Here is a 23,858-nt window from a genome sequence, read left to right as displayed (position 1 = left end):
GGAGCAGATATCATATATCGGCCCCCGTAAACTGGGTAATTCGGTCGAATCGGAGCCCTTCGGCCAATCAAATCACTTCGAACTTTAACTTCTGCCTTTTCGCATCCATCAACTTCGTTTTTGCCTCTTTACGATCAATCGGATAAATAGGATACGCCAGCATTGAAATATATAAATCAGTGCTTTTCAGGTCAATCTCTGTGTACTCCATAATCTTGTAGGCTTCTCCGTGAACATGCACGGTCCGTCCGGGGATAAGAGTTCTGATATTTAAATCATCATGCTTGGCCTTGGCTTCGAGTTCTACCGTATGCGGCGGTCTGTACAACTTTCCTTTGCTCACAAACTCTGTAATCTCCAGCCTCTGAACCGTATACCAGACTTTAATAGTGTCATGCCTTACCTCGAAGCGTTCTATCCCGATTATCAGCAGCAACTCCCCATCTCGGTTCTCAATCGTTTCACCAATTTGCTTAGGCTTCCGGAACAACCGGGTTTCCATGGATACTGAGGTGATCAGGTTTGGGCGGGTCTTTTCGGTCATATCCTCTTCTCCCTCTACTTCTTATCATCCTTTTGGATGTCCTGATAGTTGTGATAGTGCTTATGGATGGTAATAAAATTGAACCCGTGAAACATGAACGCTACTCCTACCAAGCACGCCGGTATCATTAGCCACGCTGCAGCTGCCATTCCTCTTCTCCCCCTTATACCTCAGTCATTGAATTCCTTGATTAGATTGCCTTTGCGGTCAAAGTATTTTGTCTTCCACCATGGATGGCAGTTTTCAGCATAGTATCTTCCATCAAAGCACACATCCAGATTCATAGAGTTGTTAGCCCCCACAATTACTCCCGGCTGTCCGTTAACTTCGATCTTCATCCCTTGATATGCGAAGTCAATCGCACGGCGTTCGCATACCTCCCGGAAAGTAACTGGGCTGGTGAAAAGGTCGCTTACTTTGAACCCGCCGATCTTCCGGCAGCGCAATTTCTTGACCACTTCACCGAAAGGTTCTTCCCACAATCCATCCTGCAGGTATTCCCAGAACGAATATTTAGCCTTCCCAGCAGTTTCACCCTGTACCGTCTGCCGGCACCATGGATCGTCCCATTCGTTCCACTGGACCCAAACCTCATAAGTATTCACGTTGTATCCTCTCCCTTTGGGGTGTACCATATCGAGGATGTGCTCGGTATGGTATCTGCCCCCTAAATTATCGTTTTTGAGTGACTTCCACGTAACTCAGCAATGCATCATAGGCGGCGTCTGCGTCTTTCATATCTTGGTCAGTCAGTTCTCCCCGCCGAGTGATTTGATACAACGATTCGATGGTTTCCCGCGCAACCACGTAAATCCTTTGGAGTCTCATAATCTCAACAGCGAAGAGATCTGCCTTGGTTCTGCTTTCTATCAAAAGCGCTTCGCAATCCTTCAGATTGTAATAATTGTCCTGAGCCGTCTTCTCCAGTTCATCGTGTGAGTTCTGTAACTGCTCATATGTCATTGGTGGATATTTTGATTCTGGCATTGTCTCTGCCCCCTTATAAGTTAAGTACCAGACCTTATACGGCCTCCGCTACGCTAAGCTGATTCGGTCGAATCGGAGGCCTGACGGCCGTTATAAGCCAAGTACTGCCATTAGAGCAGCCTTACACCGTTGTTCAGGCGTTGCGTGTGCCAGTCTAAATGCTGGGCTGAATCCATGCTCTTTTCTAATCACGTCCATTAGGCTGTCTATATAATCATCAATAAGTCCTGGTTGTTCATTCAGATATAGTGCAAGGATTCTTTCTTCTACTTCCCATGCTGCGGATATGTCAGTTGACCAACCCTTGTCTCCGTAAACAGCATGAACCATTTCGTCGATATCAGAGTAAGCGATGATTGAGTATCTCTCTTTGGCGGTCTCCCAACGCTGAGTCCTCATGTATGGTTCACGTTCTCCGGGATTTTGGTATACGATCGCCGTATAATCGCCACGTCCCTCCTGCCAAGGGATCCATTTTAGAATGTGTTCCTGTACCAACCGATTCAGTTGTCTGCCCGGCTCCATCGCCAGTATCTCTTCCCTTGTGAGTGTCATTGTGCAGCCTCCTGTGCGCTTGTGGCCGGTTTCAAGTGCTTATCTGGGTCCGGCACTCTCTTTGACCAACTTCCACACCAAACATCTGCCCAACTTCTGTCTTTTGCCATGCGAGTGATTTTCCCGACTCCTCCAGCCTGAAATTCTATCCAGTCGCCTTTCTTGAGTGTCATTGGTTATCTCCTTCCTCAGACTGCTTCAAAATCTCGCGTTTTAAATCTATCAATTGCTGCCGGGCAAGCTTTTTCACATCGACAGAACGCCAGCAGTATTTGTTCTCATAAACGTTATCGCAAAGAGGTATTTGGATTACGATGTTGGCCTGCTCATAGGTCCTGTAATTGGCTGTTTGCTTGTTACAGACGACACATGGCTTTGATTCGGACGAGCTGCAGAATCCTTGTTTCACGACTATTCACCCTCCTTGGGTGCTGGGGTATCTGGGTAAAGGGTGTCAAGGATATCATTTAACACTTCGTCAATCTCAGTCATATTGGCTTCACTGCTGCGTCTGCGCGCGCCGTGCTTGTCTCTGGATGCACATGCCGCCTCGTAGGCTTCTGGTGTTGGGTATTGGCGTAACGCTTCCTCGCGCCATTTCTCAGCCTCAGCTTTCCAGTTGACTCGCCGTAGTTGATCTATTCCGTATCTCCACCCACTAATTCCCTTGAGTTGATAACGATTGTGGACATACTGGATATCTGAAATTTCTTGAATAACACCAGATGGCAACATAACGGATGATCCCGCTTTAAACCTCTTGGTTGTTTGTGTCATTGGGCTTCCTCCCCTACCTTGAAATGTTCTGAACGATACAATACTCCGTCAATCAGCAGCCATCCGGGCTTGTAACGGCTTGCCTGATACTCTTCGCCAACCACAAAATCGTAGTTGTTATGCCATTTCTTATATCTGACTTTCACGGCTTATATCCTCCCTTAGTGGGAGAGGAGGGCTGTAACCTCCTCTATCCCCTGATGTCATGTATCTTCGGAATACGCACTACTTTGACCTTTGTTTTTCTTCAAGTGTTCGAGCTTGTGCGACTAAACTTAATGCCTTTGTTTGAAGTCTCCCTGCCCGATTAAAGTCTCCCTTTGCGGCAGCTTGCTGTGATCTGGTCTGCCAAAGACCAGCTCTGTTATACAACTCGGTTACTTTGCTTGCCATTGCTCTCACTCCTTCATAGTTTGCGTCTACTGTTTATCCCTACCCACCACGAATTCATATTCCGCAATGGCTTCATCGATCTCCGATGCTCCCAATTCCTTGAATTCCTGCAGCAGTTCGTTCCGAACTGGCGCAGTGCCGGTATGCAGGAACGTTGTCACCATGTAGTGGTAGACATGCCAGTAATTCCAGCGGGTACCCATTAGACATTCCCGCGAAGATCCCGATCCTTGCCTGTCAGACGATTAATAACGATGAATTCAGTGGCGCAGTCCTTAGACACCAACCAGTTTTGCGGATTAAGTCCGGCTGCTGCAATCGTCTCCTGCTGGCGGCGGGTTGGTCGTTTTCCATTTTTCATGTAAATTCCTCCTACACCAATTGGCGTTTATCTATAAGATGAGCACGTTCATAGTTGACGAATTTATTGAATTGCTTCAGGAATACCAACTCCACCGTGCCCACCGGGCCGTTCCGCTGCTTAGAGATGATGATCTCGATGATGTTCTTTTTCTCGGTATCCTGATTGTAGTAATCGTCACGGTACAGGAAGGCTACGATATCAGCGTCCTGCTCAATGGAACCAGACTCGCGTAAGTCGCTCATTATCGGGCGTTTGTCCTGGCGTTGCTCAACATTCCGGCTGAGCTGGGACAGGGCAATCACCGGCACATCCAGTTCACGGGCAATTTGCTTCAGCACACGGGAAATTTCGGATACCTCTTGCTGCCGATTCTCACCACGCTTACCGCTGCTTCCCTGGATCAGCTGCAGGTAATCAATGATGATCAGTCCAAGCCCTTGTTCCCTCTTCAATCGGCGGCATTTAGCGCGAATGTCATGCACCGTGACAATAGGATCGTCAGCGATGTGAATGTTCTTGTCCGCAAGAGAGGATATACCTATCGTCAACTTTCCCCAATCATCATCACTCGTAATGTCGCCCATTCTTAGGTCGTTTGCATCAAGGTTGACTTCAGCACACACCATGCGTTGCATTAGCTGTTGCTCTGACATTTCTAAGCTAAAGACGGCTATAGGCTCTGTGCTTCGTGCTGCTGCATTCTGCGCTATGTTAAGAGCAAAAGCTGTTTTCCCCACAGATGGCCGGGCGGCTACGATGATCAGATCCTGCTTCTGGAATCCGCCAGTTAGCTTGTCCAGATCGGTAAACCCTGTTTCCTTCCCGCTGGTCGTGCCGTTCAGCCGATTGCTTACACGCTGATCTATCGTGTCAATGTATTCAATCCCAATTTCCTTGGTGGTTTTAAAATCCTTCTTAGGTGCTGTCTGATCAGACAATGCAGCGGATTTAGTTAAGGCGTGAGCAACAACTGTTCCTGCATCATCACTGGCATACACAAGGTCGATCTGAGCCTCTGCGTCCCTTATTGCCTGCCGCAGTGTGAATTTGTCTTTGATCGTTCCAATGAAAAATTCAATGTCGGCAGCAGTCGGTGAAGCGGAAGCTATTCGGGACAGATAATAAGTGCCGCCGATCCTCTGCAGACTCTTGTTATGATTGAGCATCACCACCAGTGACCGGATATCAACCTGCTCCCCAGCCTCGCGCAAGTCCCGCATGCCGGAGAAGATTGTCCGGTTATCGGAGTTGTAGAACATTTCAGGTAATACTGACATCGCCGTATCTATGGCATTTCCTGTTTCGTCCACCAGAATAGCGCCAAGCACAGCCAGTTCAGCCTCTTCATCGTGCGGCAGTTCCCTTATTGAGCCTTGCATACAGTTCCTCCTTCCAACCCGGAGGTACTGGCTTAGCAGCCGCTCGGGCCTTATCTCTCTCAGCAAAATAATCTGTTGTCTGTGATTTTGCGCGACCCTTTTCCCGTTGATCTCCTGCCCCACCACGGATCTGTGCGATCTTCGGAGGCCATGGGTTTGTAAGCATGTGCTGCCGGACGTTTTCACACGCGACATCAAATGGGAAATCTTTAAGATTTTCGTAGAGTCGGTCAACTTCTGGATCGCTTATGTCAATGTTGGCGTATTCCTCCGTCAACTTTGCCAAAAGGTCAATGACTTGCGCTCTCTTCAAGTTGCCTAGCCTCCTCTGCTCTGCGTTTTAATTCGGCAATTCTTGCCTGCTTGTCCGTCTGAGCTGGTGCCTTTTTGACCTTCGACACCTTAGCTGCCGACTGCTGGGAAGCATCAAACGCATTATCCAGCGCAATTGCCGCAACCAGTGTATTCGCACCAGCGTGAAAGTAATCATCCAGAATTTTGGTAATAAGTCCAAAGCTATAACGGGATGTTGCAAGCCCTGCACGTTCAATTGCTCGTATAACCACAGGCTCTTCAAGACCATCCTGGTCGATGTATACGCCTAGCTTGTTTGCCTGGATAGGGTTGCACTCGAACCCGAACACTCTCCTGTGAGCTTGGTAAAAGGACTCATATTCCGATTCGCCATCTGCAGAAGATGATGAAGATGCAGAAGAAGAATTAAGGTCTTTAAGATCTTTAAATAATACTGAACCTTTTACCGCACCTTTTACCTCATACTTTACCGCACCTTTTACCTCATGCTTTACCGCATTATTTGAGGTAAAGAAGGATAATCGGTACTTTCCAGCCTGCTGCTTGCCTTGATTCTTGTATTCGATCCGACCTTTTTGGATCAGCGTGTTCCTGTGCTTGGTCAGTGAGTTTTCGGAAATGCCCACCTTCGCCTGCAGGAGGGGATTGGTTACGGCAAACCACTCTGGATATCCACTCTTATTTGCAATCACCATGAGGTGCACCAGCAAAGTTTGTGCGGATGGCTCCAACGGATTTGTTTCGAGCCAATCTGTGAAGGCGGTCATTTCTTCCGCAAAATCCATAATCTCACCTCTGCTGTCGCTGCTTGTCTTTAAAATAAGGCTTCAACGGCCTGTCGTCCCGTAGGTAAAACGTTGGATTATCAAACCGCACGATAGTGCGGCCCGGATAACCAAGAGCAAAATACTCGATGGCCTCCTGCTCGAATGCCTCCGGGTCGCTGTCCAGCAGCGCCATGATACGGGGGCCGATGAGGCTCTGCGTCAATGGCCTGTCGTTAAATATGCTCACGGACTGGTTCTTGCTGAATAACGTACTCACCCCGCGTACCGAAGCCGGAGCGCCTTCAGGGCAATTTCTGTGTTGTTATCGTCCAGGCGATCAGCCTCAGACATGTCAACCTTGTTGCGCCCATTGAACAGGTGAAGCGCAAGAGCCAGCATGAATTTCTCGGACGTACTCCATCCAGCTGCAGCCTTCTTTAGCTTGGCTGTGTGGACAGTCATTTCTTCAAAATCAACATAATCCGGTGTCAGATAGCGCTGGAGCTTGGCGTGATTCTGAAAAATGTAAATAAGCCCTCTCCAGTAACGGTCTTTCTTTAACTCAGCAGGAATCATAGTGGTTACCTCCTTCAAGTTATTGCGGATATCCGCGACCCCTTGCGGGGTTTCGGCCCGTATCCCTCGGGCCATCATCAGGCGGTTATAGTGTGTTTCTGATTTTATCCAAAGCACTCCTGGTGCTATCGATCATTGTTTGAGTATGATTCGATGGCATTCCGCGGTCTTCAAAACTCTTCAGCCGTTCTTCTAGATGTTCTAATGAGTAGATCAAGGCGATCTGAACCGATACGCTCTCATCGGGAGTGAAATTATAGGGCATGATTACCCTCCTCTGAAATGAACGATTTAGTGAGAATCTTTATATCCTCCGGCAGCGTCTCGATCACTTCGGTCAGCTGATCTAGCTTAGCAGCCGCAATTTGTTTAAACGGGAACAAACCACGATCAATCGACGTAAACCATTCACTCCGGCGTAGCACATACATTACAGCCAGTTTTCTAGCCCAGGCTTCCTTCTCTTGATCTGTCAAACCGTTTCCCCCTTGCGCTTTTGCTGATCCACGGTTAAAATGGACGACAAGAGACTCTTTAATCGGGATCTCAACGAGGTCCGCCCAGCCAGGCGGGCTTTTTTCTGTTGTTCTTTGGCAAATGCCAGTTCGTGATTGTTCAGATCTATCATCATTTCTAGCCATTTAATGTTCCGGCTCAGTTTAACCGGGTCAATAAGACTCGCTTGATTATTGATCATTATCAAATTCTGTTTTGCATTGGAAGCTATGAATTTCGCTTCACCTATCCAATCCTCATTATTCAAATCGAAACCTCCCTTTGATTCATAATGTGCTGCATAATCTTTATTCCTTTTATCCCGTAAAGATAGGCCACAGCAACTTCCTGCGATTCGGTTTGATCCACCCACTCAACGAAAGTGGTCAAATCAGGCGTTTGCCGCCCGTTTTCAAAGCGGCTTATCGTTGCCTGATCCACTTCCATTAATCCCGCCATGTGCTCTTGCGTGTAGCCTTTTCGTTCACGGCATGCGCGCATTATTGTTCCAACTTTCATTTCCAGCCCTCCATCATGAGATATTCGCATATGCCGTATTCTCATGGATAAGGCGGAGCCTCTATGCTATTCTTTAGATAAGAGGTCACCAACCCTTATCCCCCATACGTTCCACCCCATCCCGCCGAAGACGGTACCGCTCGGCGGGATTTCCTCAACCTGCTGTTGCCTTAAAATTTGTTCTAAACCACACCAGAAAATCTCCCCAAATAATTCTTTTCTGCCTTTCACCGCCCAAGTCGTATACTGGACATCCACGAATAGAAACAATGTCATAGGCTTGCCCTTTAGCAACCTTCAAGCGCTTCGCTAACTCAGGTATCGTGATTACATCCGTTTCTGAAAATGGAACATCTACCGATTTCATGTATGGAACCACCCTTCTTAGCTAAAATTAAGCTGAACCTCTAATTCGTTCCAATACTTCTGCAGGAATTTTTTCTCTATAAGCAGCGGCCATCAGCTCTACCGGATCTACCGACAAAACCTCTGCCAATGCTTTATTCATCATGTCACTTGCTGGAGCTAACTTTCCATTTTGTAATTTACTCAAATATGATTTTTCTGTCTTCAACCCTTTGCTTTGAAGAAGCTTGCAAATCTGAGAAAGAGAAAGTTTAGAGTCCCTTATATACTGCTGTAGCTTCTCAGTATAAGTATTCATTCGGCACCTCCTTGACTCTATAATCACTAGTGACCTTAAAGGCACTAGTTTTGTTGACTTCATAGTACCAACGTGTGACTTCATTGTCAACACTTTTTTGGTACTCATTAGTCAAAACGTTGTATTTAAAGTCAACACTATAATATGATTGAGAATGAAAGTTTAAAATGAAAGGTAGGAGTGAGGGTGAAATATTCTGAACTATTATCAAAATACATTGAAGAGAGCGGTTTAAGCTTAGGGGAGATTGCAATTAGGCTTTCGAACAAAAACATTAAAATTGATCGCTCCTATATTAGCAAGCTCAAAAATGGAAACAAACCACCAGCATCAGAAGACATTAGCCGTGCATTGGCTGAAGTCACAGGAGGGAAGTCCCAAGAGTTACTAATGGCCTCCTATATAGAAAAAGCTCCTGAAGAAGTCCAACCGGCTCTTCAGGAGTTTAATAAATTTAGAATACTATTTTCAATTATTAGAAAATTGACTGAACTTTTAGAGTTTTATTGGAATTATGGTTTTGTTCAAAAAAACATTTTAGAAGTTATACTAAGCCTTGCCGATGATGTTAAAGACGAATTAAACATCTACATTCTTACAGAACACTTAGAAAATGACCCTGAATATGCTGCCGATATTATTGCTCAACTCAAACATAGTTTCTTTCCTTTTTCCGAATCCCTTGTATTCGGAAATTTCGAAATAAAATTTTCTGATTATGTAGATGAATATGGAAATGGAAAAAGAAAAAAGAGCAATAAAATTGTGTATGATGTTGAAGAACCTGTGATTGTTGAGTTTGCAACTGATCAAGTCATAAGAGAAGCAGAAGAAGAATATGGCGTTAATCTTCGTGATGATCCAGAAGTAATGTCTGCTGTACGTGAGATTGTACGTTCTTTTGCGAGAATGAAAAAGAAGTAACTCTAGAGATTAAAGACAAAAAATGTTCTGGTGTTTCATTGATGCCAATCTTTTTAATGATAAATAAGGATAACTCAGTAAGACGCTTCTGTTCATTATTCATAACCTCACCGTCCGATTCATGTCGAGTTATTAATCATATTAACATAGGAACTTATGTTCGTAAACGTTCCAGAAAAATAGTATAATGAGGTGGCAGTGCGATGGAGCTTGTTCCCATTCGCTGTCGCATACCTGAGTTACTGGTGCGAATGGGAAAAAATCAACAATGGTTGGCGGATAAGCTTGGTATCGGTAAGCAACAGATGTCTGACATCATTAAGATGAGATATCCCGATATGACCTTAAGCAGGGCGGCTAACATTGCCTATCATCTGGACTGCCAGATTGAAGATTTGCACCAATGGGATCTGCGATAGCGGGAGTAGCTATGCTGCTCTTGGGAATAAAGTAATGTTGTACACGTACTAGATGCCGATCCAGTTTGTTGATATACATAATATAGCAGGCTGTGTTAGAAAACGCTGTCGTAAAATGGCGAACGAAAGCGACCCTTCAGCACCAGTGAAGGGGTTGACAATTTAATTCAAACTTGCTTTAAAACATATAATTTCACTCCATCCTTGAATGTAATCAATGACCCATTGTTCTCTATGGATGTTATATCTTTGATTTTAGATTCTTGAACCAGCGCTGTCCTGCCGATAAGAACAAATCCATCCTCTTTGTATGCTTCTGCTGCGTCTGCCAAAGTATCTAAATCGTGAAATGATCCATCAGCATTATGATAAGCTAGCTTCGTGTTCGAGTTCTTCGTGCGATGCCATAGATCAATATAATTGACGTCCGCCAGATCTACTTCCATTATTTCGCCCACACCTGATCCTGTGTCTAATGTTTTCATTTTACGTTTCATGATGTCTCCTCTAAGGTGTTTTACAAAAAATCATACGACACAGATCGCAGCTTGGCATTGCATAAAATATTACAGTCTCAGTTAATTACAACTAGGAGGGGTACTATGAGAGGGCATATTGCACAAAAAGGAAAAAAATATTATATCGTGATCGAGACTAAACATGAGGTGACTAACAAGAGGGTGCGCAAATGGATTTCAGGACCGGATGGCGGCTTTGACAGAAAAAAGGATGCCGAAAGAGCTATGCCGGATATTTTAAGTGCCTTTCAAAAGGGGAAATACGTTGAGCCAACCAAGAAAACGTTCGGAGAGATTATGGAGAAATGGCTTGAAGATAAACGAACAGTAGTCAAACATAATACCTGGAAATCCTATGAATGGCTTGTGACTACTCATATTGTTCCGGCTCTCGGTAATAAAAAGGCTATTAGCCTAAAACCCCAGGACTTCCATGATCTATATCACAAGACATTGCTACCCAAACTAGCGACAGGATCTATCAAAAAAGCTCATGTGTTAATCATGGATGCGCTGAACAGAGCAGTAGTATGGGGAGAAATTAACCAGAACGTTGCCATGGCAGTCAGCCTGCCGCAGAGCAAGAAGGTTAAATTTGAAGTGTGGGATGAACAACAACTCAATCTTTTTCTGGAATATGCAGCTCAGGATCAGTATCATGTTGCATTCGAACTGGCCGCATCAACCGGAATGCGCCAAAGTGAAATTCTTGCGGTCAGACGCAAGGATGTAGACTTGAACAGGAATATGCTATCCGTACGTCAAGCTTATACGCTGGCTGAAGTTGGACATGACTTCGATGATACCAAAAATGAGAGCAGTCTGCGCTCCATAGCGCTATTCAAAAATACAGTCAACATGCTACGGGATCATTATGTCCGAATTGATGAATTATCGAAAGATAATCCCCTATACCATGACAGTGGGCTTGTGGTTCAGAGTGGTGTGGGCTCACCTCTCAATCCCCGGAATCTCATGCGTAATTACTATTTGATTATAGAGAAAATTCAGAAAGAACAGCAACAGCTTAAAGATGCTGGTCAGCCCTATATTGATTTCCCCCGCATCCGTTTCCATGATCTGCGGCACACTCATGCCACACTGCTGCTAAAGGCTGGTATACACCCTAAGATCGTCCAGGAGCGCCTAGGGCATTCATCAATCAATGTTACCCTAGACACATACTCCCACGTACTGCCGAATCTGCAGGAGGCAGTTTTAAGGAATATCGGCGACTCCATCACAGGAGATCGCAAGCCTGTTTTGGCGCCTGTTCTGGTAGAAGAATCTACCCCGAATGATACTTTAGTTGAATAAAGGGTAGAAGAATGGTAGAAGAACAAAAATGGCGCGGCCTCCAAAATGCTGGAAAGCCGCGCCGCATAAGGGATTTCAGTATGCTGGTGAAGGGAATTGAACCCCCGGCCTACGCATTACGAGTGCGTTGCTCTACCCCTGAGCTACACCAGCATGAATCTTGCTTCCAGATCAGGACTCCAATCTGCCAAGCAAAATCCATTATACTCCGTTCGGCGCAAAAGGCAATTTTTTTCTTGCAGCTGAATACGCAGAGCGAAACTGGTTACTGCTTAGGCCTCCGTATAATGAGAATATCGAAGATTTAACTTCGAAGTGGTTTCCTAAGCCCGAGCCAAATAAATTAGTTGCAAAAGTGCATCTAATTAGCCGATTTTTTACGTTTTGGAGCGAATAGTTGCAAAAAGGCACTTAATTCCAGCTTTTGAGCGTAGAAAACTTGATTTACTCGAAATTAGTTGCAATATCGCACTTAATCGCCCCTGATAGAGGTTTCTGCCGAAATTAGTTGCACTTTTGCATCTATTTGCGTTGAGCGTTCCGGAGTAACCTTCTACATCCTCGCTGACACCTAAGTAGTAACCGAAGCTGCAACTAAATCAACGGCTCCAACTATAAAAACTGCCTCCCCAAACATCCTTGTTCTATTGAATCTACTCCCGCGTCAGGTACACACAGGCATTGTTGCCGCCGTAACCGTGGCTGGTCACCAGCACTTCATTTGTTGCTTTATGTATAGTATCTAGGATGAGGGGAACCTGCTCGTAGCCATATTGATCGGTTCGGATCGTCTTGGGGATAAATTCATGCTGAAAGCCCAGCAAGGTGGCGATGATCTGAGCTAACCCGCTGGTGCTGAAGGGATGACCGATCAGACCTTTAATGGAGGTTACCGGAACCTTGTCCGCAAAAAAATCTGCCGAGAGTTTCGCTTCAATCTCATCATTGGAAGCATAACCCAGAGCCTGGCTGTTGTAATAGTCAGGGGTTCTGCCCTGCAGCACGGCCTCTGCCGCCAGCTTCATGTTCTCGCCGTGCTTGTCCTGGCCATTGATGGATTCGGCATCATTATTGGAGCACACTTCATCGACCACGCCATAGATCACCGCCCCGCGCGAACGCGCATGCTCCTCGGTTTCCAGAATCAGGGTCGCCGCACCTTCCGACAGAATAAACCCTTTGCTGCGCTTGCTGAACGGCGATCCGGCCTGCTCCACGCTTTGGTTAAAGGGCAGCCCGCGGATTTTGCCGAAGCCAAAGATCGTCACCTTGTTATTGCTGCTGTCCGAGGAGCCTACAATGGCCTGATGTATGCGGCCGGCGCGCAGATACATCATGGCGTCCTCCATCGCTTCGATCCCGGCAGTGCAGCCGGTCGTCAGTGTCTTGCTGATTCCTTTTAGCTGAAAAAAGCTTGAAATCGAGGAAGCCAGACTATGATAATGCACCAGTCCGCAGCAATACACCGGCATCTCGCGGAATCTGTCATTGGCGGAGTATTCGATCATCTCTTCCAGAGGCGTAGTGCCCCCATTGTAGTCCCGAAAAAAACACCCGTCCGCCGGTCCACCCCCCAGGGTCCAGACCGGCCATCGCAAGCGCTTCTATAGTAGTAGCTATTGCCAGCTTGGAGGTGCGGGGAAGCGTCCGGTACTGCTTCTGATCCAATTCTCCCAGGCCTCCTGTAACTTCTCCCAGCAGCAGAGTCTCTCCATGGGGAGTCAGATGGTCTGTGGCGGTAAAATGATAGCTTCCGCTCAGCAGATGCTGTAAATAGTCCTCATGGTCGTCCCCACCCGGGACCTTGATCCCGAACCCAGTGATTACTATCCGCTGTTCCATGACCCTAGTCCTCCCTCAGCTTACGTTCCACCGCTTCCAGCTTCCCGCGGCTGGTGGACGGTTTGTCCCGGCGGTCATCAATCTTCAGCGAGGTCGATACGCGCTGCGCACCGGCGGTGAACGGAGATTCATGGAGCGCCTCAGCGGCGGCCAGGATACGCGGGAGCGGCCCTTCGATTATGGTACCCATCGACGTAAGCTCATACGTAATTCCTTCTATGGTCTTCAGCACCCGCTGCATATCGGCAACATAGCTGCTTAGACTGGTGCTGCCCGTTCCAATCGGTATAACCGTAACTTCAGCAATCGCCATTATAATTCCTCCTGCTTTCTGAGTCTTTAGACCCTTCTATTGTAACAACTCCCATGCTCTCCCACAAACAATGATTCTGCGCAGACAGGCGAACGCTGTCGTTTGGTGGCAAGCTGCCGCTCAAGTGTCAGCCGTCACTATAATTATGGACTCTTTGTGGCATATTTTCAGAGAATTCATGAACCTTTCAGACTGTACTTGTGGATACATTGTGGATTACTCCGGGCTGCGCTGTGGATCAATTGTGGAGGATATACAGGGAACCCGCGCCAGACATGGGATTGCGAAAAAATGATGGACAAACACTATATATTGGGTTATCTTTATCAAACGACAACAAAATATAGTGAAATAGGTGCTCTGCTTCTGTAAGAGATTCAGAGCTTAATAGGGAAGCGCGGTGCGAATCCGCTGCGGTCCCGCCACTGTAACCGGATGGTTTCAGGGGAGCCTCAGCGGCTGCTCTAAGACCCCTTCTGCCGGCCAGGGCCACTGAGGGCTGTCAGCCCCTTGGGAAGGCGCCGGACAGCATGCCGGAAGCCAGGAAACCTGCCTGTTTCACCGACACCTATACGTTAAGATTAATCCTGCGAGGAACAGGGAAGGTGTCCGCATGCGGCCAGCTTCACCTGAAGACCACTGCAAATATCCGAACCGGGTATTTCTGCTGCGCATACGGGCATTCTCTGCTACCTCGGCAGAGGGTGCCTTTTTCTATGATTATATAGATGTTTGTTATATACCGAGAGGAGAGAGCAGAGTTATGACGTTGCTGGAGAAACGGTTAGGCGATACGAAGAATGTACAGGAAGTTCTATTGGAGGAAGTTATTGAGCTGGGACGCGGTATTATCGACAGTACGGATCTGGATATGCTGCGTGAGAACGCCAATTTGAACGGGGAAAGCTTCTCCGGTAAAATGAGCAAGTTCGGCAGTGAATACTCCAAATGGTATGCACGCAACTTCACCATGCCTCCACAGCTGGTGCAGGCGACACTCGATAATGTCGTTTATGTACATGACCTGGATCAGTACGCCATCGGAACGACCAACTGCATCTTTATACCGTTTGAGCGTCTGCTCCGTGAAGGCTTCAACACCGGCAATGGCAGCGTCCGGCCTCCGAACTCGATCATGACCGCCATGTCGCTGGTGGCGATTATTTTTCAGTCCCAGCAGAATGCACAATACGGCGGCGTATCGGCCAATAAGCTTGACTATGATCTGGCGCCGTATGTTACTAAATCCTTCGCCAAGCTGTTCCGCAAGGGTCTCGACTACTTCGAAGAAGGACAAGTCCATGACGTGACGGGCGAGATCTCCATGAGCCGCAGCGATCTGGCGGAGCAATATCCGCGTGCCTTCCGCTATGCACTGAAGGAAACGGAAAGTGAAACGCTTCAGGCAGCGGAGAGCATGATACATAACCTGAATACGATGTCCAGCCGGTCCGGTGGACAGATTCCGTTCACCAGCATCAACTACGGCACCTGCACCTCACCCGAAGGGCAGATGGTGATCAGCTCCCTGCTGAGCGCAACCATGAACGGGCTGGGCAGCGGCGAGACGCCGGTGTTCCCGATTCAGATCTTCAAGTGCAAGGAAGGGATCAACCAAAGACAAGGCGATGCCAACTATGAGCTGTTCCTGAAAGCAGCAGAATGCTCTGCGCGTAGACTCTATCCCAACTTCGCCAATCTGGACGCTCCGCTGAATATCCAGTATTATGATCCAAGTGATCCCGATACGGAATTCGCCACTATGGGCTGCCGCACCCGCGTGCTGGGCGACCGCTTCGGCCGCAACCACTGCTCAGGCAAAGGCAACCTGTCCTTCAATACGCTGAATCTGGTGCGTCTCGGGCTGGCCCACGGCACAATTACCGGCCGCCGCAGCACTGCCGACGAAGACGGCTTCTATGAGGACCTGAATTATTATATGGACATTGCCCTGGAAGGTCTGCTTCACCGCTTCCGCATCCAGGCGGCACAGAAAGCCAAAGCCTCCGACTTCATGATGCGCGAAGGTGTCTGGGAAGGCGGCGAGCAGTTAGCCCCTGAGGACAGCGTCGGCGAACTGCTGAAGCACGGCAGCCTCTCCATCGGCTTCATTGGGATGGCCGAATGCATGAAAGCCATGTACGGCAAGCATCATGGCGAGGATGACAGCATCCATGCCAAGGCCGTAGCCATCGTGCGCCATATGCGCGAATACTGCGACCGCAAGAGCGAAGAGCTGGATCTGAACATTACGCTGTTCGCCACTCCGGCTGAAGGCTTGTCCGGCAAGTTCACCAAGGTGGACCGTAAGCTGCTTGGCTCCATTCCGGGTGTAACGGACCGTGAATATTATACGAACTCTTTTCATATCCCGGTCTATTATGACCTCCCTGCAGCCCGCAAGATCAGCCTGGAAGCTTCGTTCCATGAGCATTGCAACGCAGGCGCTATTTCTTATGTTGAATTAAACGGCAATGCCCGCAGCAATCCGGCTGCTTTTGTCAAAATCATTAAGTATGCCCTGGAGCAGCAGATCAGCTACTTCAGCATCAATCACCCCATCGACCGCTGCTCGGCCTGCGGACATGAAGGTGTCATCGGCAGCCACTGCCCTTCCTGCGGAGCGGACGAGAACAAGGTTCATATCCGCCGCCTGCGCCGGGTAACCGGTTATCTGACCGGGGATTACCAGACCCGCTTCAATGCCGCCAAGCAGGCTGAGGTGCGGGACCGGGTCAAACATCTATGAACATCTGCGGTTATTATCCGGAATCCATTAATGAGGGCGAAGGCCTCCGGGCCGTCGTCTTCATCAGTGGTTGCCGCCACCGCTGCCCAGAGTGCTTCAACCCGGCAACCTGGAACTTCAACTATGGTGAAGTGTTCACCCTGGAGCGCCAGCGGGAGATCATCACCGAAATAGCTGCCAATCCCCTGCTGGACGGGCTGACCCTGGCCGGCGGTGACCCTTTTTTCTCGGCAGAGGAGACGGTAGAGTTCATTCATGAGCTGCGTACCGCGCTGCCGGGCTTCCCGATCTGGATTTACAGCGGCTACACCTATGAAGAGATTACCGCCGTTCCCGGCTCGCCCGAAGGGAAGCTGCTGGCTGAGTGCCAGGTGCTGATCGACGGACGTTTCGTACAAAACTTGAAGGATACCACCCTGCATTACCGGGGAAGCAGCAACCAGCGTATTATTGATATTCCAGCCAGCATAGCCTGCCATGAAGTCATTCATTGGCAGCCTTCTGCGCTGTGATAGATCAATTTTTGATATTGCAAATTTAGCCCACATCAGAAAGGATGAACTAACCCATGCCACAACTCGTAGTGAAACCCGACAACCGCCAGCTGGCCTTTGATGAAATCCGCCTCTCCGTGTACGCCGACCGTGTCCTCTCCGGCCTTGATCAGCTAAGCAAGGAAACCCTGCTGCGCGGGGTGAATTCCAAGCTGCGCCGCGACGAGGTCAGCGGAGAAGAGATCAGCACCGCTTTTACGATGAGTGCCCTGGAGCTGGTTACCAAGGAGGAACCCGACTGGAAGTTCGCCGCTGCGCGTTCCCTTCTGACGAATCTATATAAGAAAGCCGCCGTCAACCGCCGTTACAAAGCTTATCCCGACGAGCCATACGGTGAGCTGTACCCGCTGATTGCCGATATGGTCAAGAAAGGCATCTACCGCGAGGAGTTGCTGACCCACTACACCAAAGAGCAGATCGCCGAACTGGGCGGCTGCATTGACTATACCCGTGACCTGCTGTTCGATTACATCGGTCTGCTTACGTTGTCCGACCGCTACCTGGCCCATGATTTCGATGGCCGTGTGATGGAGCTTCCGCAGGAGCGTTACATGGTGATTGCGATGTATCTGATGCACACCGAGCCTGAAGCACGGCGGATGGAGCTGGTGAAGGAAGCCTACTGGGCAATGAGCAACATCTATATGACCGCAGCCACACCAACCATGTCTAATGCAGGTAAAAAAGTCGCCGGACAGCTGTCCAGCTGCTTCATTGATACGGTCGACGACTCGCTGGAGGGTATCTTCGACTCCAACACCGACGTAGCCCGCCTGAGCAAGATGGGTGGCGGCATCGGCGTCTATCTCGGCAAAATCCGGGCCCGCGGCTCCGATATCCGCGGCCACAAGAATACCAGCTCCGGCGTCATCCCGTGGATTCGCCAGCTGAACAATACCGCGGTCAGCGTGGATCAGCTGGGCACGCGCAAAGGCGCTGTCGCGGTCTACCTCGACGTGTTCCACAAGGATATTCTCGCCTTCCTCGACCTTAAGCTGAACAACGGCGACGAGCGGATGCGCGCCCATGACGTCTTCCACGGCGTCTGCCTGCCGGACCTGTTCATGGAGGCCGTGGAATCGCGCGGCCACTGGAGCCTCTTCTGCCCGCATGAAGTCAAGAAGGTCATGGGCTGGAAGGACGCGAGTGGCCGTCCGCTGGGCCTGGAGGATTATTATGACGCTGAGCTTGGCAACGGGGAGTTCCGCAATAAGTATGCGGAAGCCGTAGCCAATCTGGAGCTGTCGCGGATCACAGTTCCGGCGATTGATATCATGAAACGGATTATGAAATCGCAGCTGGAGACAGGAACGCCTTATATGTTCTACCGCGATACGGTTAACCGCGCCAACCCGAACCGCCATCAGGGAATGGTCTTCTCCTCCAACCTCTGCACGGAAATTATGCAGAATCAATCAGCTACCGTGATTGAGAGTGAGGAACTGGTTACGAAGGATGGCCAGACACGCATCATCATCTCCAAGGTGCCCGGCGATTTCGTTGTCTGCAACCTGAATTCGATTCACCTGGCCCGCGCTATTCCCGCCGGTGTGCTGGAGCGTCTGGTGCCGATCCAGGTCCGTATGCTGGACAACGTCATCGACATCAACAATATCGAAGTGCTGCAGGCGCAGTACACGAACAGCCAGTACCGCGCAGTCGGTCTCGGCACGTTCGGCCTGCATCATCTGCTGGCGCTCAAAGGCATTCGCTGGGAGTCCGAGGAAGCGGTGGAATACAACAACCACCTGTATGAGCACATCAACTACCTGCTCATCCGCTCCAGCATGGAGCTGGCCCGCGAGAAGGGCAAGTATCCGAAATTCGCCGGCTCCGATTGGGAGAACGGCAGCTATTTCACTTCACGCGGCTACACCAGCGGAGAACAGGAAGGCAAATATGTAACAGCTGAGCAATGGCGCCAGCTGCAGCAGGAAGTCGCCGAGGATGGCGTGCGCAACGCCTGGCTGTTCGCGATTGCACCCAACGGCTCGACCTCGATCATTGCCGGCTCTACAGCGAGCATTGATCCGCTGTATGAATTGCTCTCCTATGAAGAGAAGACAACCTATAAGATCGCCAATCCTGCCCCGGATCTGTCCGAGAAGACGATCTGGTATTATAAAACGGCCTTTATGATTGACCAGAACTGGTCGATCCGCATGGCCTCTGCCCGCCAGCGCCACGTGGACCAGGGCCAGAGCTTCAACCTGTACGTGCGTCCGGACATCAAGGCTACCGAATTTCTGGAGCTGCACCTGCACGCCTGGAAGGGCGGACTGAAGTCGACGTATTATGTACGGAGCCGGGCTTTAACGATAGAAGAATGTGATTCCTGCGCCAGCTGACGCTTGATAGATTTACAGTGATCAGCTGTCATTGCGAGAAATGTTTGGACTTCCGGTCGCTGTTGTCTCCAGATTTATTGATTTTGTACCGCTCCTAGCGGATTAAATCCGGAGACAGCTTATGCTTACGATGCGAGCTTTCCTTCAGAAAGCTTTAGGACGAACGCTAACGCTCCTACAGTTCCAAACTTCCTCTCCATGACTCTATCACTGGACAAGCAAAACCAACCAAGCAACTCTGGCTTGGCACAATAATGGAGGTAAGCAGATATGCAACTGCAAAAGATTTTTAATACGGAGGCCCCCAACCAGTCCACCCGCATCATCGACGGGGAGTGCTCGGGGATACTCAACTGGAACGATATCCGCATGCCGCATATGTACAAGCTGTACAAGGTGCTGCTGCTGAACCACTGGATCGCCGATGAGATCCCGATGTCCAAGGATGCCCAGCAGTTCCCGCAGCTGGACGCGGAGGAGCAGCGTGTGTTCAAAATCAACATTTCGCTGCTGGCGGTGCTGGATTCGATGCAGACGATGTTCGTCGGCGACGTGAAACGTTATTTCACCGACTCCTCGCTGGAGGCCATCTCGGCGATTATCGGACAGCAGGAGGTTGTGCACAACCAGTCCTATTCGTATGTGCTCTCTTCGATCGTATCGGACAGCGAGCAGAAGGAGATTTTTGAATACTGGAAGAAGGACCCGGTGCTGCTGGAACGCAACCAGTTCATCTCCGACATCTATCAGGAGTTCCGCGACAACCCGACGCATCAGACGTTTTTCCATGCGCTGGTGGCCGATCTGATCCTGGAAGGAATCTTCTTCTACAGTACGTTTGCCTTCTTCTACAACCTGGCCCGCGACCAGAAGATGATGTCAACCAGCCAGATGATCTCCTATATCCAGCGTGACGAGAACCAGCATTGCTACTTCTTCGCCGAGGTATTCAAGCAGCTGCTGGCCGATTTCCCGGAGCTGAACACGCCGGAGAACATGGATTACGTGTACCGTACCATTGACCGCGCCGTGGAGCTGGAAACCAACTGGGCGCATTACACGCTCACCAACGTGCGCGGCATCGACCTGAATGAACTGAGTGACTACATCAAATACACCGCCAACAAACGCCTGACGCTGATGGGAATGGAGAAAGCCTACGCTGGTGTGGACGTCAACTGCATGCCTTGGATCAAGCCGTTCTCCGATGATGCGCTCAATTCGACCAAAACCGACTTCTTCGAAGCCAAGTCCCGCAACTACGGCAAGGTCGGCGACGATAACGGGTTCGACGATTTGTAGGAAGCTTGTGATATAGCACATTTGGGCATTTGAGCGTAACAGGCCCGATTTACTCGAGGTTATAGAACGTGAACTTAAGAATGTTACACACGAAGCGGCCAGAAAGCCCTATGCATCAGGCTTTCTGACAACTCGACTACTCCATTCTTAAGTTCATCTTATATAGTTGCAGATTTGGTTACTACTTAGGACCCGGGTTTTTCCCATATAGATTTGAGCGTTCTAAGCCCAAACACATAGGTGGCTATGGGGAAAATCTACCGTTAACTCCCAGCTAGTGTTTGGTTTTCATGACATATAGGGAAAAGTTACCACTAAATTGGCTTTCGAGGGCATTATGAAGCGGATAGCACGTAATTAGCGGTAGAAACTCCCTATAACTCCATCGAATCCCCATTCTGAGACCAACTAGCGGTAGATTTTCCCTATAATTTTTCGTTAGGCCTAAGTAGTAACCAGATTTGTACTTATTCGCCTCCTGATAGGAGTTTCGGCTGAATTTAGTTGCCGTTTCGGTTGCTGCTTAGGCCTTCGTATGATGAGAGCATAGAAGATTTAACTTCGTAGTGGTTTCCTAAGTCGAGCCTTTGATTTAGTTGCAAAAGTGGTTACTACTTAGGACCCTCATCAGGAGTAAAGGAAAATGAGCCGGAAGAAGCCTGCACTAAGCTAGCCAGAACGGGACGTCCTTGCTTGGTCAAGGTAGAGATGAAACTGCGGATGGCCGCAAACCACTCGGGAGAATCGGAGGTACGGAAGCAGCCAGAGATTTTTTGTTTGACGACCACCATGCGTAAATCGCGCTCGGCTTGGTTGTTGTCAAACGGAACCTCGGGGTTGTGCAAGAACTTTAGCATCGCTTCCTTGTGTTTTATGAAGCGAGCGGCTAGATTGCCCGCCTTACTGTTGCTCTTGCGTCCTCGCGGACCCGTCTTGGCCGGGATCGGGACGTTCGCCAGTTCCTCCTGACTCTGCCCCAGGATCTCGTCGTAGCGCTCTTCCAGCTGGCGGATCGTTTCTTGGCTGAGCCGGCGATTCGTCAGACGCGCCTGTTCTTCCATTTGCCAGCTTCCCTTAAGGAAATCCAGCATCTCGCTCGCCCACTTCTGCTTGTCGTACAAGGCAATTCCCTTGCATTCCCGCATCAGGTGGGCATTGCACAAGGCATGGTCAAAGGCAAAGGTGTCTTGCTTGAAATAAGAGCCGTAGCAGTCATGAACCACCGTTCCCTGATACGTATCCAGCACCCGGAGGGTTTTCATGCCTTCGCTTCCTCGGCTGGTGGCTACGCCCAGGAGCGTCCATTCGGGGGTGCTGTTGACATGGACCCATTTCTCCTTCTGCTGGACTCGGGCGCCCGTTTCATCCGAATGAATGACGGGGCTTCCCAGCACGGCTTCCCGAATCTGCTCGATATAGGGTGACAACGTCCCGGACGTGGCTTCAATCTGTCCCAGCAGGGTCCTCTCACTCGGTTTGCATCCCGTCAGGACATGCAAGAGCTCGCTTAAACGAGCGAGCGGTAACAACTGGTATCCATGCAGATAGGCCGAAAAAGCCGTCAGCCGGGGGCCATATTGAACATACGCCCGCACGCCCTCTGGAAAAGACGCCTGTTGCTTCTTGTGGCAGCAAGGACAGCGCTTTTGCTCCACCCGATGCTCCGTGATATGGATTCTCGGCTCTGGCATCTCAAAGACCTGCCGCGACTGGTAGGTGGCAGAGGGGACGTCTGCTAAAGACGTTTGGCAGTCCGGGCATACCGTCAAGGGATGAGTGAGCGTTTCATCTGGTGTGGAAGAGAACTTCAGGGTCTGTCCGGGATGTCCTTTGGGCGCTCCTTTTTTCCCTCCCGGCGTGCGGTTGTTCTGTGGTTTGCGCTTCAAATCCCGGGAAGAGGGAAAGTGGCTGTTGGTCGAGTCTTGCCCGAGCCGCCGCTTCAACTCTTTGTTTTCGATCTCTTGTTCCTTGATTTTGGCATCCCGTTCTTGGAGCTGTGCGGTCAGGGTTTCAACTTTCGCAGTGAGGGCAGCGATGCGGACTTGCTGTTCGTCCAGTCTGACGAGAAGCTCGGCGATGGTACGTTCGGTACGTTCTAAATTATCTTGAAGAATCCGTTCCCTTCGTCTAGCGCCCAACATGCTCCCCTCCTTTCTTATGTATGAGTACTATTCATTACCCAGTTTTTAGGGCATGATATACATCGAGAAAAAAAGGGGGTCCTAAGTAGTAACCAAAAGTGCATCTATTTAGCCGTTTTTTTCTGTTTTGGAGCAAATAGTTGCAAAAAAGCACTTAATTCCGGAGTTTGAACGTTGAGAACTTGATTTACTCGAAATTAGTTGCAATATCGCACTTAATCGCCTCCTGACAGAGGTTTCGGCTGAAATTAGTTGCACTTTCGCATCTATTTGCGTTGAACGTTCCGGATTAACATTCTAAATCCTCGTTGGAACCTAAGTAGTAACACATAAGGGTACCATTATAAACAAACAGGCTGCAGCCACCTTGGGGGTGAGTGCAGCCTGTTTGTTGTGGGGTGAGGTCTGGTGCGCTGTCGGTAGAAAAAACGGCTGGGATGCGGGCGCGGATCGCGCAGATTCAAAGGCATTTTTGCCTTTGATTTCGGCTGCGGGCGAGGCTTACAGCTGCTCCTTGCGGGCCGCTTTATGGGCGGTTTCTTCCGCCAGCTCCTCCAGCACGCTGTTCAGCCGCAGCTTCAGCTCTTCTGCGATGGCAACTTCGCCTTGATCGCCCCGCACCACCTGGGAGTCCACGGTGTAGACGCCGCCGAGAATATGACGCGCGCCCAGCGCGGACAGCACCGGCTTCAGCGCATAATCAATCGTCAGCAAATGTGCCAGACTGCCGCCCATAAAGAGTGGGAGTATGATTTTTCCGGCCAGACCTTTTTGTGGGATTAGATCAAGAAATGTCTTCAGCACTCCGGTATAAGAGGCCTTGTACACCGGACTAACCACGATAACCGCATCAGCTTCGGCCACCAGGCCGTTCGCCTTGACGATATGTTCACTCTCGAATTTGGTGTGAATCAGATCCTCCGGCGGCAGCTCCGCGACATTAATCCGTTCCACTTCAAACCCGCGGCCGCTCAGATCGGCCTCTGCATATTCAATAACGGCATTGATTCGTGACACCAGGGATGGTGTTCCGTTGATTACAACAATTTTGGCCACTTCTCCACCTCTTCCATCTGCTTCAGCTTGTGTATCTGCT

Annotated in this window: 34 protein-coding genes, 1 tRNA gene and 1 riboswitch; of the genes, 8 read left to right on the top strand and 27 right to left on the bottom strand. The window is 49.5% G+C overall.

Translation table 11 applies throughout. From position 1 onward, the window contains the following. Positions 1-67: 67 nt before the first annotated feature. The 20 genes from B9T62_RS34420 to B9T62_RS34340 all read right to left on the bottom strand — a co-directional run bounded on the left by B9T62_RS34420 (position 68) and on the right by B9T62_RS34340 (position 8,335). Complete coding sequence (locus B9T62_RS34420; RefSeq protein ID WP_087919371.1) at positions 68-544, bottom strand: hypothetical protein; 477 nt, start codon at positions 542-544, stop codon at positions 68-70. 170 nt (positions 545-714) lie between these two features. Then, positions 715-1,149, bottom strand: coding sequence for a hypothetical protein (locus B9T62_RS34415; RefSeq protein ID WP_087919370.1), 435 nt, complete (start codon positions 1,147-1,149; stop codon positions 715-717). A gap of 67 nt (positions 1,150-1,216) precedes the next feature. After that, positions 1,217-1,531, bottom strand: coding sequence for a hypothetical protein (locus B9T62_RS34410; protein ID WP_087919369.1), 315 nt, complete (start codon positions 1,529-1,531; stop codon positions 1,217-1,219). Positions 1,532-1,621: 90 nt separating this feature from the next. Continuing rightward, a complete protein-coding gene (locus tag B9T62_RS34405; protein ID WP_087919368.1) occupies positions 1,622-2,086 on the bottom strand; it encodes a hypothetical protein in 465 nt (154 codons plus the stop codon). 169 nt (positions 2,087-2,255) lie between these two features. Further along, complete coding sequence (locus B9T62_RS34400) at positions 2,256-2,495, bottom strand: hypothetical protein (RefSeq protein WP_087919367.1); 240 nt, start codon at positions 2,493-2,495, stop codon at positions 2,256-2,258. Positions 2,496-2,497: 2 nt separating this feature from the next. Then, on the bottom strand, positions 2,498-2,863 hold the full coding sequence (locus B9T62_RS34395) for a hypothetical protein (protein WP_087919366.1): 366 nt from the start codon (positions 2,861-2,863) through the stop codon (positions 2,498-2,500). Further along, a complete protein-coding gene (locus B9T62_RS40090; RefSeq protein ID WP_169834479.1) occupies positions 2,860-3,009 on the bottom strand; it encodes a hypothetical protein in 150 nt (49 codons plus the stop codon). Before B9T62_RS40090 ends, B9T62_RS34395 begins: the two co-directional genes overlap by 4 nt. A gap of 79 nt (positions 3,010-3,088) precedes the next feature. Further along, positions 3,089-3,256, bottom strand: coding sequence for a hypothetical protein (locus B9T62_RS39705; RefSeq protein ID WP_157794122.1), 168 nt, complete (start codon positions 3,254-3,256; stop codon positions 3,089-3,091). A gap of 26 nt (positions 3,257-3,282) precedes the next feature. Next, positions 3,283-3,459: a hypothetical protein gene (locus tag B9T62_RS39700; protein ID WP_157794121.1), complete on the bottom strand. Its 177-nt coding sequence runs from the start codon at positions 3,457-3,459 to the stop codon at positions 3,283-3,285. Next, positions 3,459-3,617: a DUF6906 family protein gene (locus B9T62_RS40085; protein ID WP_169834478.1), complete on the bottom strand. Its 159-nt coding sequence runs from the start codon at positions 3,615-3,617 to the stop codon at positions 3,459-3,461. Before B9T62_RS40085 ends, B9T62_RS39700 begins: the two co-directional genes overlap by 1 nt. 11 nt (positions 3,618-3,628) lie before the next feature. Then, positions 3,629-4,999, bottom strand: coding sequence for a replicative DNA helicase (dnaB, locus tag B9T62_RS34390; RefSeq protein WP_087919365.1), 1,371 nt, complete (start codon positions 4,997-4,999; stop codon positions 3,629-3,631). Next, positions 4,965-5,312 carry a hypothetical protein gene (locus tag B9T62_RS34385; RefSeq protein WP_087919364.1) on the bottom strand — a complete coding sequence of 116 codons (348 nt, stop codon included), beginning with the start codon at positions 5,310-5,312 and terminating at the stop codon, positions 4,965-4,967. The genes dnaB and B9T62_RS34385 overlap by 35 nt, the downstream gene beginning before the upstream one ends. Beyond that, a complete protein-coding gene (locus B9T62_RS34380; protein WP_087919363.1) occupies positions 5,290-6,099 on the bottom strand; it encodes a DnaD domain protein in 810 nt (269 codons plus the stop codon). The genes B9T62_RS34385 and B9T62_RS34380 overlap by 23 nt, the downstream gene beginning before the upstream one ends. 4 nt (positions 6,100-6,103) lie before the next feature. After that, the gene (locus B9T62_RS34375) at positions 6,104-6,328 is read right to left on the bottom strand and encodes a hypothetical protein (protein ID WP_169834477.1); all 225 of its coding nucleotides are present in this window, start codon (positions 6,326-6,328) and stop codon (positions 6,104-6,106) included. Positions 6,329-6,354: 26 nt separating this feature from the next. Then, entirely contained in the window at positions 6,355-6,657 is a 303-nt protein-coding gene (locus B9T62_RS34370) for a hypothetical protein (RefSeq protein WP_087919362.1), read from the bottom strand. 254 nt (positions 6,658-6,911) lie between these two features. Then, entirely contained in the window at positions 6,912-7,133 is a 222-nt protein-coding gene (locus tag B9T62_RS34360) for a hypothetical protein (protein ID WP_087919360.1), read from the bottom strand. Next, positions 7,130-7,420: a hypothetical protein gene (locus tag B9T62_RS34355; RefSeq protein ID WP_087919359.1), complete on the bottom strand. Its 291-nt coding sequence runs from the start codon at positions 7,418-7,420 to the stop codon at positions 7,130-7,132. The genes B9T62_RS34360 and B9T62_RS34355 overlap by 4 nt, the downstream gene beginning before the upstream one ends. Continuing rightward, positions 7,417-7,671, bottom strand: a complete 255-nt coding sequence (locus tag B9T62_RS34350) for a helix-turn-helix domain-containing protein (protein WP_157794120.1) — start codon at positions 7,669-7,671, stop codon at positions 7,417-7,419. The genes B9T62_RS34355 and B9T62_RS34350 overlap by 4 nt, the downstream gene beginning before the upstream one ends. A gap of 154 nt (positions 7,672-7,825) precedes the next feature. Continuing rightward, the gene (locus tag B9T62_RS39695) at positions 7,826-8,038 is read right to left on the bottom strand and encodes a hypothetical protein (protein WP_157794119.1); all 213 of its coding nucleotides are present in this window, start codon (positions 8,036-8,038) and stop codon (positions 7,826-7,828) included. Positions 8,039-8,065: 27 nt separating this feature from the next. Further along, a complete protein-coding gene (locus B9T62_RS34340; RefSeq protein ID WP_087919356.1) occupies positions 8,066-8,335 on the bottom strand; it encodes a transcriptional regulator in 270 nt (89 codons plus the stop codon). Positions 8,336-8,521: 186 nt separating this feature from the next. Between B9T62_RS34340 and B9T62_RS34335 the strand changes: the two genes are divergently transcribed. Together B9T62_RS34335 and B9T62_RS34330 are read left to right on the top strand one after the other, a co-directional pair. Further along, positions 8,522-9,259 (top strand): type 2 periplasmic-binding domain-containing protein, encoded by a 738-nt coding sequence (locus tag B9T62_RS34335; protein ID WP_087919355.1) that lies wholly within the window; start codon positions 8,522-8,524, stop codon positions 9,257-9,259. Between the two features lie 203 nt (positions 9,260-9,462). Beyond that, positions 9,463-9,678: a helix-turn-helix domain-containing protein gene (locus B9T62_RS34330; RefSeq protein WP_087919354.1), complete on the top strand. Its 216-nt coding sequence runs from the start codon at positions 9,463-9,465 to the stop codon at positions 9,676-9,678. 167 nt (positions 9,679-9,845) lie between these two features. Here B9T62_RS34330 and B9T62_RS34325 read toward each other — a convergent pair whose 3' ends face one another. Then, complete coding sequence (locus B9T62_RS34325) at positions 9,846-10,175, bottom strand: LytTR family transcriptional regulator DNA-binding domain-containing protein (RefSeq protein WP_087919353.1); 330 nt, start codon at positions 10,173-10,175, stop codon at positions 9,846-9,848. A 105-nt stretch (positions 10,176-10,280) separates the two neighbouring features. Here B9T62_RS34325 and B9T62_RS34320 point away from each other — a divergent pair, with 105 nt between their 5' ends. Further along, positions 10,281-11,513, top strand: a complete 1,233-nt coding sequence (locus tag B9T62_RS34320) for a tyrosine-type recombinase/integrase (protein WP_087919352.1) — start codon at positions 10,281-10,283, stop codon at positions 11,511-11,513. A gap of 81 nt (positions 11,514-11,594) precedes the next feature. Here B9T62_RS34320 and B9T62_RS34315 read toward each other — a convergent pair. From B9T62_RS34315 to B9T62_RS34300, 4 genes are all read right to left on the bottom strand, one after another. Beyond that, a tRNA-Thr gene (locus B9T62_RS34315) sits at positions 11,595-11,666 on the bottom strand. A 500-nt stretch (positions 11,667-12,166) separates the two neighbouring features. Next, positions 12,167-13,021 (bottom strand): beta-ketoacyl-[acyl-carrier-protein] synthase family protein, encoded by an 855-nt coding sequence (locus tag B9T62_RS41390; RefSeq protein ID WP_087919351.1) that lies wholly within the window; start codon positions 13,019-13,021, stop codon positions 12,167-12,169. Next, the gene (locus B9T62_RS41385; protein ID WP_087919350.1) at positions 12,999-13,355 is read right to left on the bottom strand and encodes a beta-ketoacyl synthase N-terminal-like domain-containing protein; all 357 of its coding nucleotides are present in this window, start codon (positions 13,353-13,355) and stop codon (positions 12,999-13,001) included. Before B9T62_RS41385 ends, B9T62_RS41390 begins: the two co-directional genes overlap by 23 nt. A 4-nt stretch (positions 13,356-13,359) precedes the next feature. Further along, a complete protein-coding gene (locus B9T62_RS34300) occupies positions 13,360-13,668 on the bottom strand; it encodes an MTH1187 family thiamine-binding protein (protein WP_087919349.1) in 309 nt (102 codons plus the stop codon). A 336-nt stretch (positions 13,669-14,004) separates the two neighbouring features. After that, positions 14,005-14,239: riboswitch (cobalamin riboswitch) on the top strand. Between the two features lie 192 nt (positions 14,240-14,431). Here B9T62_RS34300 and B9T62_RS34295 point away from each other — a divergent pair. From B9T62_RS34295 to B9T62_RS34280, 4 genes are all read left to right on the top strand, one after another. Next, on the top strand, positions 14,432-16,417 hold the full coding sequence (locus B9T62_RS34295) for an anaerobic ribonucleoside triphosphate reductase (protein WP_087920538.1): 1,986 nt from the start codon (positions 14,432-14,434) through the stop codon (positions 16,415-16,417). Continuing rightward, positions 16,414-16,929: an anaerobic ribonucleoside-triphosphate reductase activating protein gene (nrdG, locus tag B9T62_RS34290; RefSeq protein ID WP_087919348.1), complete on the top strand. Its 516-nt coding sequence runs from the start codon at positions 16,414-16,416 to the stop codon at positions 16,927-16,929. Before B9T62_RS34295 ends, nrdG begins: the two co-directional genes overlap by 4 nt. A gap of 56 nt (positions 16,930-16,985) precedes the next feature. Further along, positions 16,986-19,319, top strand: coding sequence for a ribonucleoside-diphosphate reductase subunit alpha (locus B9T62_RS34285; protein ID WP_087919347.1), 2,334 nt, complete (start codon positions 16,986-16,988; stop codon positions 19,317-19,319). A gap of 270 nt (positions 19,320-19,589) precedes the next feature. Next, positions 19,590-20,621, top strand: a complete 1,032-nt coding sequence (locus tag B9T62_RS34280) for a ribonucleotide-diphosphate reductase subunit beta (protein ID WP_087919346.1) — start codon at positions 19,590-19,592, stop codon at positions 20,619-20,621. Between the two features lie 611 nt (positions 20,622-21,232). Here B9T62_RS34280 and tnpC read toward each other — a convergent pair. Further along, positions 21,233-22,507: an IS66 family transposase gene (tnpC, locus tag B9T62_RS34275; RefSeq protein ID WP_245864716.1), complete on the bottom strand. Its 1,275-nt coding sequence runs from the start codon at positions 22,505-22,507 to the stop codon at positions 21,233-21,235. Here tnpC and B9T62_RS41050 point away from each other — a divergent pair. Next, positions 22,394-22,720 (top strand): hypothetical protein, encoded by a 327-nt coding sequence (locus tag B9T62_RS41050; RefSeq protein ID WP_245864746.1) that lies wholly within the window; start codon positions 22,394-22,396, stop codon positions 22,718-22,720. The genes tnpC and B9T62_RS41050 overlap by 114 nt on opposite strands. 543 nt (positions 22,721-23,263) lie before the next feature. Here the strand turns inward: B9T62_RS41050 and ssuE are convergent. Next, entirely contained in the window at positions 23,264-23,818 is a 555-nt protein-coding gene (gene ssuE, locus B9T62_RS34270) for an NADPH-dependent FMN reductase (protein WP_087919344.1), read from the bottom strand. Between the last annotated feature and the right edge of the window lie 40 nt (positions 23,819-23,858).

The sequence above is a fragment of the Paenibacillus donghaensis genome, from assembly GCF_002192415.1.
Classification (GTDB): domain Bacteria; phylum Bacillota; class Bacilli; order Paenibacillales; family Paenibacillaceae; genus Paenibacillus_AQ; species Paenibacillus_AQ donghaensis.
This window is presented reverse-complemented; position numbering and strand designations above follow the sequence as displayed.